Genomic DNA, 12468 nt, shown 5'->3' on the forward strand with positions numbered 1-12468 from the left:
CTTTTTATATGGACAAAAGTATTTTTAACCCAGACCATCAAGAAACGGACGTTTCCAGCAAAATTATAGCTGGACTAGAGCGCATTTCCGAAGCATTCAAAGTCCTGCTTTGGGATAAGGCCAAATTGTTGGGCTTAAGTCCCATCCAAATCCAAGTCCTAATTTTCATTGCCTACCATAAAACCGAATTCTGCAATGTAAGCCACTTGGCCAAGGAATTCAACATAACCAAGCCCACCATTAGCGATGCCATAAGGGTCTTGGACAAAAAAGGACTTATTACCAAAGAATATTCTTCCAGCGATAGTAGAAGCTACTCCATTGGTCTCTCTGAAGCAGGGACAGAGACCATAGGTCAAATTTCCGATTTTGCCAATCCCATCAAGATGCAGCTCAATGCAGTTGGGAGTTCCGAGTTGGAAGCGCTATTTGGCACCTTGAGCAAGCTCATCTATCAACTGAACACAAGTGGGATCCTTAGTGTACAAAGAACCTGCTATGGCTGTAAATTCTACAGTAAAAAAAGTGACCAGGATTATTGCAACTTGCTCAACAAAGAATTGCTCAATAAGGACATCCGATTGGACTGCCCTGAATTTGAAGTAAGACACGCTCAATAAAGCCCATAGGACAACTCAGCTGTCCATATCCGAGAACAGTTTTTCACTAAAGTCGCATCCGCAGTATAACTTTCACCTTCAATCTTGGGAGAGTTATTAAGTTTTTGGATATTTACCACATCAATATTACATGTAAACAGCTAAAGCAAACCTAAGATCGCTTAAGGATTATAACAAATAGAACATGAAAAACAATTGGCTTCTCTACGGCGCATTTCTACTATCTCTTTCCATCAGTTTTGCCCAACAAGGGAACAAATCCAGCTTATCCATAAAAAAAATAATGCAGGGCGATGACTTTGTAGGCCATCTTCCTTCAAATCCCCAATGGTCCTTGGACGGCCAGACCCTGTATTTTGATTGGAATCCAGAAAAAGCCCAAAACGATTCCCTTTATGCCTACCATTTAAAATCGGCCAAAACTATAAAAACCGATTTTGAAACCTCCTACTCCCTTCCCAGTAGTAGTGGAGTTTTTAACCAGGATAGGACCTTAAAGTTATATTCCAAAAGGGGCGACATATTTTTGTTGAACCTTAAGTCCCAAAACCTGATCCAAATAACCAGAACAGAAGATTACGAAAGTGCCCCCCATTTTACAGAGAACGGCACCAAAGTAGCCTACCGACAGGGCAACAATCTTTTTAGCTGGGATATAGCGACCGGGAGTACGGTACAGCTAACCAAAATTAAGTCTGCAAAAAAAGACGACGACAAAAGCAATAAAGACCAATGGCTGTACGAAGATCAATTAGGGCTATTTGAGGTACTGCGCCAACGTAAGGACAAAAAAGACAAAACAGAGGAAGCAAAAAAACTTCTTGAGGCCAAGGGACCTCTCCCTATTGACCCTGATGGTAAATCGATATACAATCCAAGGATAAACCCCATAGGAAATTACCTTACTTACTTAGCTACAAAATCGCCTACAAATAAGGGCACCATTGTTCCCCATTATGTTACGGAATCCGGGTATACCGAAGATGAGGATACAAGATCCAAGGTAGGCAACGAACCTTACGAATATGAAATGTTCGTTTACGACATTGCCAACAAAAAGGCCTATCCAGTGATTTTGGACAGTCTGCAGGGGTTAGATTACGTACCTGAGTACACCAAGGACTATCCGGATAAGACTTATGAAAATAAAAACAGACTGGGCTACATTGATGGGCCACTTTGGAGCGAAGACGGGAAATATGCCGTGCTGGACATTAATAGCAACGACTATAAGGACCGGTGGATAGTACTTCTGGATCCAAAAGATGGCAGTGTTTCTCTTTTGGACCATCAGCATGACGAAGCTTGGATTGCCGGCCCGGGCATTGGAGGATACGAAGGGGGCGATAAGGGCTGGATGCCCGATGGAAAAAGTATCTGGTTCCAATCCGAAAAAACAGGCTACTCACATCTCTATGTCATTGATGTAACTACCAAACAAACCAAGGCATTGACTTCGGGCCAATTTGAAATTTACGACCCACGAATCTCAAAAGATAAAAAACGCTGGTATTTCACGGCCAACAAAAACCATCCCGGAGACAAACAGTTCTATAGCATGCCCATCGGCGGTGGTAAAATGGAGCAACTGACCCATATGACCGGATCCAATGAGGTAACCCTGTCCCCAGACGAGCGTAAAATGGCCATTTTGCATTCGTATACCAACAAGCCTACGGAACTTTACCTACAGGACAATCCTATTTGGGGAAAATCCAAGGCAGAGGCGAAACGCATAACCTATTCCACCACCAAAGATTTTGATGGGTACCAGTGGCGGGACCCCCAAATAATCACCTTCAAGGCCGAGGATGGCGAGGCGGTACATGCGAGGCTGTACAAGCCCAGTTCCGACGTAAAAAATAGGGCGGCCATTATTTTTGTGCATGGAGCCGGCTATTTACAGAACGCCCATAAATGGTGGAGCACTTATTTTAGGGAATATATGTTCCACAACCTCTTGGTGGACAATGGCTATACCGTGCTGGACATAGATTATAGGGGAAGTGCCGGTTATGGCAGGGACTGGCGCACCGGAATTTACAGACATATGGGTGGCAAGGACCTATCCGACCATGTGGATGGGGCCAAATATTTAATTGATGAACTCGGGATCGATCAGGATAAAATTGGTATTTACGGAGGCTCCTACGGTGGATTTATCACCTTAATGGCAATGTTCAAAGCCCCTGACACCTTTAAGGCGGGCGCCGCCATACGATCTGTGGGCGATTGGGCCGCTTACAACCATGGTTATACGGCCCGTATACTCAACACCCCGGTTATGGATAGCTTGGCTTACAGAAGAAGCTCCCCCATTTATTTTGCCGAAGGCTTAAAGGGCGACTTGCTGATATTACATGGCATGATAGACGACAACGTGCATTTTCAGGATATGGTGCGACTATCGCAGCGCTTAATCGAATTGGAGAAACACAATTGGGAAATGGCAGTCTACCCTGTAGAACGGCACAGCTTTGTGGAACCTAGTAGTTGGACAGATGAATACACCAGAATCTTTAAGTTGTTCCAAAAAAGTTTGTTGGATAAGAAGTAGGATGAAAAAAAGTACAACATCCTGAATACCCTACAATAAACTTTACCCCTTAATACCTACTTATTAAGACAATATTCCATCTTACAACGGTCTTCGGCACCAATTAAAGCCATAATAAGCTTATAACAATATGCGAAATTGAAAAATATGCCGTTTGCATTATATATTATCCAAATTGAATCATATCTTAACATTAAGGTTTAATTTCGATAAGACTAAATCGAGGTAAGTCTGTTTAGTAATTATGAATATAGGACAAGCCACCAAGTGATCATTTAGGTATATGGGATTTGTGGACAAACATTATGGGTGGAGATGGAGCGAAGAAGACCCAATTTTCAAGAATAATAACTTTATTCATAAGGTCTTGGGATATGATGAACCCAAAGACCAATCATTTGCCACGGACAAATTTAAAGACCTTTTCTATCCGGGTGATTTTGATTTACTTCAAAAATCATGGAAGGAATATAATGATGGCACCGATCATTCCTTTGAAATAAGTTATAGGTTTAGGCATAAGGATGGGTCTTGGAGATGGATAAAAGAATCGGGGCTGGCCAATGAATTTAATAGTTCCAATAATCCTATTATGGGCATTGGAACTATTCAAGAGGTTACCGACAAGAAGAAAAAGAATACCCAATTAAAATCCATTCTTAAAAACGTTTCAATTATAATACTTAGGTTGCGACAAGATTCCAACAACAATATTAAAGTTGAATACATAAGTAAAGAGGCTTTACAGCATTGGAACATTCCTTGCGAAACCCTGTTACAAGATGAAAACTATATGCGCAATTTAGCCCATAAGGACGATCTTGGTAAAATTAGGTCCAGCCTAGGCCATTCCTTTGCGAAAATGGAATTTTTCGAATGCCAATGGCGGGTAGTTTCTCAGGAAGATAAGATTATTTGGTGCCAAGGTGTAGGAACTCCAATATTAGATAAAGATGGCAGCCGTTTTATAGACGTTGTTATTACAGATATTACCAAAGAGAAAATATATACCGAACAACTAAAGGAATCCGAAAACAAATATTACAACCTTTTTCAGCATTCCCCCCAGCCGTCATGGGTATATGATCTGGAAAGTTTAGCTTTTCTAAATGTGAATACTGCGGCCGTAGAAAGATATGGGTACAGCAAAAAAGAATTTTTGTCCATGACCTTAGCGGATATTAGGCCAAAAAGCGAATTGAGGGTCTTGGAAAAACAGGTTAATATAACACGGAAAGATTATCAAAACCTATTCCACGGCTACTTTAAACATTGTAATAAGAAAGGAGATATTATATTGGTACATTTATACAGTAGCCCCATCACATATAATGGTAAAAAATGCAGGCAGGTCATTGCCGTAGATATTTCTGAAAAAATGAAATATTTAGAATTTATTGAAAATCAAAATAAGAGTTTAAAAAAGATTGGCTGGATGCAATCCCATGAACTTAGGGCGCCTTTGGTGCGTTTAATGGGTCTCATTAATTTATTAAACGATCATGAATCCATATGTAAGGAGGAAATGAAATATATTAACACGGAAATAATAAATTCGGCCAATGAAATGGATATAATGACAAAAAATATTGCCAAAATTATTAACGACACCCAGCTAAAAGAGGAGGAGAATGACCTACAGATTATTGCAAATAGATGACGACCCTGTAATTCTTTTTTTGCATGACAAGTTGCTTTCAAAATACACCAATTCCAAAATTGGACAATTTGAGAACGGAAAATTGGTGCTGGATTATATACTTCAGAACAAGGACCCCAACAAACACTTTATGTTACTTTTGGATATCAACATGCCAGTTATGAATGGATGGGAATTTATGGATGAGATTTCCAACTATGAATTAAAAAATAATATAAAGGCCATAATCTTAACCTCGTCTGCAGATAATACAGACTTGAAAAAATCGAAAACCTATCCCAACGTTGTCAATTATATCCAAAAGCCATTGACCAGGGAAAAGATTGAAAAAATACCGCTGCTCATGAAATATCTGGAATTGACGGAATAACGCCTATCATTAGCTTTGGACTGTATCTCAAAAATTTCAATCTCGGCAAAATTTAAATAGCAAGCCTGTAGTTTAATAAATTGCCCACAATTCTGGGCACATATCTACTGGTAGACCCGCACATAATCCACCTCCATAGTAGAGGACACAAAATCTGGATCAACAGTGAACCAACTTCCCCCCATGGCAACATTCAAAATAATAAACTGATCTGCTGTAAACGGCCATGTATCCTTGTTTTTGGCCACTGGATTATAGGCATAGACAAATTCATCATCTATAAAAAATCTTAGGGATTCCTTGGTCCATTCAACCGCATACACATGAAATTCCGTGCTATAATCCGTAATAGTGGTAGTTCCAACAGTTACGTCGGTGCATCCACCATAACAGGAAGGTGTATGGGTAGCACTTGAAATTTTCTCTGGTTCATGGCCCCAATGCTCCATAATGTCTATTTCTCCACAAGCAGGCCAACCTACGGTTTCAATATTGGATCCCAACATCCATATGGCCGGCCATGTCCCTTGCCCATAAGGCAGTTTCGCCCTTACTTCTATCTTCCCATAAGTAAACGAAAACAGGGAATTTAATCTGGCCGAAGTATATTCCTTTGTGGTTCCTTGGGCCGTGTATTGGTCTTTTTTTGCTACAATTTTCAATGTCCCTTCAGAAACATAAACATTATCCAGTCTGTTGGTATAGTGCTGTAATTCCCCATTGTGCCAGCTACCATTATCCGGAGCAATAGTTTCCATCTTCCAGTTTTGCGCGGAAAGTGCCCCGTCCAATTCAAATTCATCGGACCAAATAAGTTCAACTTCATGTTGGGCAACAAAAACTGTAATTGTTTTTGAAATATCTATGTAGTCGCCCGTACTGGAATAGGCCAAGACCGTTATTTTATAATCATGGGTACCTTCCTCCTTAAAAGTATAAGTGAACGTACCATCCGTACTTACTTCCTCCGATTTATCATTGAACTTATAACCATATTTAATCGCATTTTTGGCTACAGCGGATAACTGTACTGCACCAGAACCATCACCATGTGGATTTTTGGAATCCACGCCTTTCACCTCAACGGACAGGCTAAGCTCTGTAGGCAAAACTTTCTCCTTTTCCCCATTGGTATAGACAAAGTCGCTCTCCTCATTTTTATTACCGCCACATGCTGCAATAATTGCCAATAAAAAATATAATATCAATTTCATAAACCACATTTACCAAGTAAAAAACAATGAATGCCATAAAGAAAAACCTTGCTGATATTGACCATAGACCAGCAAGGTTTTCAAAAAAAACTAAATTAACTAACCCGAAAAGGTTCGCAAGCCGTTGTGATTTGTAAAGTGCAATGCGCTTCCTTTTCAAAAAATTCAATCATATGGTCCTTGTTACCATACTATGCCTTTCTAGTGGCGGATCTATTTCCTGGCAGAACAATTTTATTACCACTACTCTGGCCTAAAGATCCAGGTCCATCCGGTTCCGCCACCATTATTGGCAACATATAACACCATCTCATCCTCGGTCAAGGAGATTATGGTATAAAGTCCGTCAGGATTACCTCTGGGTTCCTCAGCCCCCAAAATATTTGCATTATTAATTTTTAAAGTTTGATTGGCAACATCCAAAACAAAATTGCCCGATTGTGGAGTAGCATCCGGACCTGAATAATAGGTAAAGTTTGCACCTCCATCCAGATCAAATTTCATACTACCTGCCGCATCGGCAGGAGGACAACAGTCCCCAGCTGCGTTCCACCATGCCGTTGCCCAAGCTCCTGGATCATTAGGAGGTGACATATACCACCATCTTCCCCCATCCGGGGAAGGACCACCATTGAAAACCCAAGTCTTACCTTCAGAAGTGTTGTCACTTACCAAATCATACCAATCCTGGTCCAAGGCACTGTCTAACTGATCAATCTGAACATCGATAGTTTTGGTAAAAAATTCGGCTCCTAGTGTTCCTGTAAAGGTAAAGGTTGCTGTCCCCGGAATAGGATATACAAATTCTACCTTATCCGAATATGCCCTACCCAAATTGTAGTCCCAATAACCGGTAACCCCTGGGGTAGCCATATTAAGTTCTATCTTATTCCCCCCAGCGGTACTCTGGGTTGCAACAAGTTGTACCCCTGCCACATCGGTGGTATTCTCCAAATAATCCCTGTCTTCAATTGGCTCACAGCCCAGAGAAACCAAGAAGAGAGTAGCAATAAACGATCTTAAAATTATTAATCCATTGTTTTTCATCTGTCTATATTTTTTGTGTTTACAACTATTTTACCAGCCTGGATTCTGTGAATAAACTCCGCCGGACAACCTTATCTCAGTCTCTGGGACTGGGACCAATCCTTTTGTTTCTGGGCGGTAAGTAACTTTATAAACGGCATCGATCCCTGAATTTCGAACATTGATGGCATCGTCAAAAGCTGTGTTTACATCGCCCCAACGTACCAAGTCGAACCATCTTATTCCCTCAAATGCCAGCTCGTGCAAACGCTCTTCCTTTAGAGCTTCCAAGGAATACCCTATTTCTCCTAGGCCTGCCCTAACCCTTACTCTGTTCATACCTGTGGCCGTACCGGAAATTTCAGAATGCATCAACAGTACATCTGCAAAGCGCATCAATATATAATCTTGTGCCGCCCATAACTGCATGGGGTCACCATTATTCATGTCGTACAAGAAGTAGAACATACCTTTCACTCCATCCACTCCGTCTGGATCGGGATGCTGTACCGTAGTGTATTTTTTGTTGAAGAAGCCGGTCTCATGATCACCTTTGTCCGCTTCGTAACCAGCGGTTCCCTGATCGGCATTGCCCAATTCAATAATGGACCCCACCTTTCTTTTATCGGAATCGTCCCACTGGTTCCAAAGTTTGGGGTTTACGGTTCCCCAGCCCCAGCCTTGTCCAAATGGGACCATGGAGTTATCACGGATCCCCATAAACAACGGCATTCTATTATTGTATTTCTGGCCTTCGCCCCAGCTTGTTGTAGAATATCTGAGGGCAAACATGGTTTCTTTGTTGCCCGTACCAAATGTTGGCGAATGTCCGTCCTGTCCTACCCAGGCCAAGCCCTCTGTTTCTGCCCATGGCAATACAGTGGTACCCGCACTTTGGTTTACATAGGAATAAGGCCATAAATTCCTAAAATCCGTGGCCAAATCATAACCACTGTTATTGATACAATCATCCAGATAGGCTAGAACATTGCTCTTGGATAAAGATCCTCCATCTGCCAATGGCAAATCTGAAGTAGACTGGCCTTCCATATTGGTCATGTACCCCGTATAGAACAGATATGCTTTGGCCAGATAAGCTTCGGCAACCCATTTATTGGCATGACCATAACTGGAAGTTGGGATATCATTGAAATTGATGGAAGGCATCGTTTCAATTGCCAATTTAAAGTCGGACGCAATTTGTGCAAAAGTCTCGCTAAAGGAGGCCCTTGGCGCATCTCGTGGATCATCTATTGCCAAGATCAAAGGCATGCCGCCAAAGAATTTTGCTGCTCTAAAGTAGTAATAGCCCCTCATAAAATAGGCTTCCCCTACCGTTTGGTTCTTAAATGCAACGGACTCCTCCGGAGTATCGAAGAAGGAAGAAAAATCTACTTCTTCCACCTTTTCCAAAATGGCATTTGCCCGGGTTACCCCATTGTAGGTTTCTACCCAAAGATCACGATAGGTATCCTCTTCGGGATCTTCAAATTTATCCACATTTTTAGCCGATTTATCATCTGGGCCACCACCCCCCAACATCATATCTGATAGTAAATTGGCTGCAATACCTTCATCACTATGAACACCTCCCGTGTACATGGCGTTATAAACACCGGACATGGCCTCTTCTATATCTTGTGGACTGCTGTAAAAATTATCCAAACTTTTCTCGTATAGATTTTCGGTGTCCAAAAATTTCTCGCTACAACTTGTGGCAAGCACCAAAGTTGCAATGCCTATGTTATATATTAGTTTTTTCATCATCTACTTTTTTAAAATTAAAAATCAACACTAAATCCAAACATTACAGTTCTAGGTAAGGGATATAGACCAAGGTCTATACCTGAGGCCCAACTGGCATCGTGGCCAAAGGACACTTCTGGATCCATACCCGTGTAATTGGTAAAAGTGTATAGGTTGTTGATAGCGGCGTATACCTTGATATCGGAGAATAACTTAATATCGGAAATATAGTCGCCCAATTTAACCCCAACAGTCAAATTATTGATTCTTAGGTAATCTGCATCTTGCATATAAATATCAGAAATCCAGTTGGTGTTCCTGTTGGATACCGAGCTTAAGCGAGGCCATGTATTGGACGTTCCCGCACCGTGCCAGCGTCCAAATATCTCGGTAGTATAGTTTTGGTCAAAACGGTCGGCAAAGGATCTATAGGATTGCATAACCTGCATTCCATATTTCCCGGACAGGGTAATGTTGGCATAGAAACCTTTGTATTCTGCATTGAGTTGAATACCCAGTTCAAAATCGGGATTAGGATTCCCTAACATTTTTTTATCGCTCTCATCTATAACCCCATCCTGATTTTGATCTACGAACCTAACATCGCCAGGACGTTGATCACTAAAGTATGGAGTACCATCCGTTGGCTTCACATATGCATCAACCTCATCCTGAGTTTGTAGAATGCCATCTGTTTCATACCCGTAAAAGAACCCGATAGGTTTACCCACTTCTGCTCTGGAAACCGAAGCTGTACCTTGTGACAATACAGAGCTTGGTCCCTGTATAATACCGTCCGAGTTTGCTATTTTAGTAATTTCATTCTTGTTGAAGGCTCCACTTATGGTGGCCCCATATTTAAAATCGCCAATGTTATCGTTCCATGACAACATAAGTTCATAACCCGTATTCTCTATGTCACCACCATTAATGTACGGTGCTCCCGCACCCGATGTTCCTTGAATAGGGGCAACCACCAACCAGTCTTTTGTTGTTTTCTTGTACCAATCAAAGGTAAAATCCAGTCTGGAATTAAAGAACCTTGCATCCAATCCAAAATTTAATTGCTCTGAGGTTTCCCAGGTAACATCCGGATTGGTTACCCTGGCAGGGACAGCAGTTGCTCCGGATATAGGTTTGGTATCTCCAAAATAATATCCTGGATTTAGATATGCGATATTAGAACTATAGATAAAATTATCTATCGATTGATTTCCATTCTGCCCCCAGCTTCCCCTAAATTTAGCAAAGTCCAAAACACCACTGTTATTGGATAGAAAATCCTCATTGGTAAGAATCCATCCTGCGGATACTGAAGGGAAATAACCCCATCTGTTGCCTTTGGCAAAGTTGGAGGAGCCGTCTGCCCTCATGGTTGCCGATAACAAATATTTTTCTTTATAATCGTATTGTGCCCTTGCTATGTAAGATAACAATCCTCCACCTCCTGCCGCGTAGTCTGCGCCAAAAGTATTAATGGAATTTACATCGGTCTTGTCTACATTGTTCAAATAAGCGTATTCCGGCAATCCAAATCTTGTGTTGGCCATACTGCCACCAACGGAATTATTGATCTGATTTTTATATACCTCATTACCTATCAATGCATTTATATTGTGATCCCCAAAAGTACGTTCATAGGTTAGCGTGTTGGTCCATGTTAAATTGGCCCCTAAATATTGGTATTGTGACGCCCCATCGTTGGCATTGCTGAAAAGCACTCCCAAGGCATAGGTTGGTGTCCATGAGCGACCGTGGCCAAACCATGAATCCAAACCGTAGGACGATCTAAATTTCAAATCTTCTATAGGCTCCAATTCCATATAAACGTTACCGACCAAAGTATTGTCCTTGTTCCCCAAGTTACTGTAGTTACTTCTGTAAAACATGACCGCCAGTGGATTCGCCTGGTCATTGGCAAGTCCATCCAAAGTTGGGGTAAACCCATTTGCATCAGGAGATTTGTCCCAGTACGCAGGCATTAAAGGGTTTTGAACCAAGGCATTGTGAAGATCGTTCCAGTAAATGTTTCCTGTGGCCACTCCCCTATATTCTGAATTGGTATACGTAAGGTTCTCCCCTATGGTAAGTATACTATGATCATCATTTTTGAAAAGCACAAATTCAGTATTCATACGGGCAGTTAGCCTTTTGTAGCCCGCATCAATAATATTGCCTCCAATAATCCCGGTTTGGTCCAAATACGAAACACCGAACGCATAGGTACTGTCTTCACCTCCACCTGTAATATTTACGGAGTGACTGGTGACAGGGGCACTTTTGGTAGACATTTCATCTATCCAATTGGTTCCTTCCCAACCATTTTGGAGCATGCCCCATATTTCAGAACCTAATTCGGTCCCCAAATTATTGGGATAATTATTATTTAGCCAGTTATTATTCTGTAAAATAGCTTCCCAATCATTCGGCTCCAAACCATCATTTACCCTTCCTTCGTCCATGATGTACATGTATTCCTGGGCATTTAATGGCGATAGATTCTTGTATATTTTCTGAATTCCGTAATAGGAATCGTACTGTATCTGCGCCTTGCTACCTTGCCTTCCTTTGTGGGTCGTTACCAATACTACTCCGTTGGCTGCCCTAGATCCATAGATGGCGGCAGATGCAGCATCCTTTAAAACGTCTATGGACTGAATATCCGAAGAGTTTAAATAATCAATATTGCCTACTGCTACCCCATCCACAATATAGAGTGGACTGGAATTACCAATTGTCCCCAGACCACGAATGGTAACCTTGGTACCTGCCCCCGGCTCCCCATTGTTCCTTGTAACACTTACACCAGGTGCAACACCTTGAAGGGCCTCCATAGCGGTTGATGTATTCAACTCGGCAATATCTTCACCTTTTACGTTAAGATTGGCCCCTGTGGTCAAAGCCTTTTTTTGAACCCCATACCCTACTACAACAACCTCTTCCAAAGACTCATAAGATTCCAGTAAAGTTACATTGATGGTAGTTTGTTGTCCTACGTTTAAAGTTTGGCTAACCATACCTATATAGGTATAAACCAAGCGGTCCTCGGGTCCTACATTCCCAATGGAATAATTTCCATCGAAATCCGTAGTGGTTCCATTAACGGTTCCTTGTACAACTACCGTTACTCCTGGCAATGGCAAGCCCGCTTCATCGGACACCAGCCCTGTAATGGTCTTGGTCTGCCCAAGAACGTTTTGGGCGCAAACCATTACCAAAGTGATAATCAAAAATTTGAACTTTAGCATCATATAAAATAGTTTAGGTTAATTAAT

8 protein-coding genes are annotated in these 12468 nt (G+C 41.6%); 4 read left to right on the forward strand and 4 right to left on the reverse strand.

Features of this window, described 5'->3' with window-relative positions:
- Positions 1 to 8: 8 nt before the first annotated feature.
- The 4 genes from U735_RS0117425 (at position 9) to U735_RS0117440 (ending at position 5207) form a co-directional block, all read left to right on the forward strand.
- A complete protein-coding gene (locus tag U735_RS0117425; RefSeq protein WP_031445053.1) occupies positions 9 to 620 on the forward strand; it encodes a MarR family winged helix-turn-helix transcriptional regulator in 612 nt (203 codons plus the stop codon).
- A gap of 184 nt (positions 621 to 804) precedes the next feature.
- A complete protein-coding gene (locus U735_RS0117430) occupies positions 805 to 3177 on the forward strand; it encodes a S9 family peptidase (RefSeq protein ID WP_031445054.1) in 2373 nt (790 codons plus the stop codon).
- Positions 3178 to 3460: 283 nt separating this feature from the next.
- Entirely contained in the window at positions 3461 to 4837 is a 1377-nt protein-coding gene (locus U735_RS25075; RefSeq protein ID WP_051892222.1) for a PAS domain-containing protein, read from the forward strand.
- Positions 4809 to 5207 carry a response regulator gene (locus U735_RS0117440; RefSeq protein WP_051892224.1) on the forward strand — a complete coding sequence of 133 codons (399 nt, stop codon included), beginning with the start codon at positions 4809 to 4811 and terminating at the stop codon, positions 5205 to 5207. The genes U735_RS25075 and U735_RS0117440 overlap by 29 nt, the downstream gene beginning before the upstream one ends.
- Positions 5208 to 5311: 104 nt before the next feature.
- On the opposite strand, the gene U735_RS25080 is transcribed toward U735_RS0117440, so the two are convergent.
- The 4 genes from U735_RS25080 to U735_RS0117460 form a co-directional block, all read right to left on the reverse strand.
- Complete coding sequence (locus U735_RS25080) at positions 5312 to 6421, reverse strand: glycoside hydrolase family 16 protein (RefSeq protein WP_051892228.1); 1110 nt, start codon at positions 6419 to 6421, stop codon at positions 5312 to 5314.
- Between the two features lie 243 nt (positions 6422 to 6664).
- Positions 6665 to 7468, reverse strand: coding sequence for a hypothetical protein (locus U735_RS0117450; protein ID WP_031445058.1), 804 nt, complete (start codon positions 7466 to 7468; stop codon positions 6665 to 6667).
- A gap of 30 nt (positions 7469 to 7498) precedes the next feature.
- Complete coding sequence (locus U735_RS0117455) at positions 7499 to 9214, reverse strand: RagB/SusD family nutrient uptake outer membrane protein (RefSeq protein WP_232233282.1); 1716 nt, start codon at positions 9212 to 9214, stop codon at positions 7499 to 7501.
- Between the two features lie 14 nt (positions 9215 to 9228).
- Positions 9229 to 12444: a SusC/RagA family TonB-linked outer membrane protein gene (locus U735_RS0117460; protein WP_031445060.1), complete on the reverse strand. Its 3216-nt coding sequence runs from the start codon at positions 12442 to 12444 to the stop codon at positions 9229 to 9231.
- Positions 12445 to 12468: the final 24 nt, after the last annotated feature.

The sequence above is a fragment of the Arenibacter algicola genome, assembly GCF_000733925.1.
GTDB classification, from domain to species: Bacteria; Bacteroidota; Bacteroidia; order Flavobacteriales; family Flavobacteriaceae; genus Arenibacter; species Arenibacter algicola.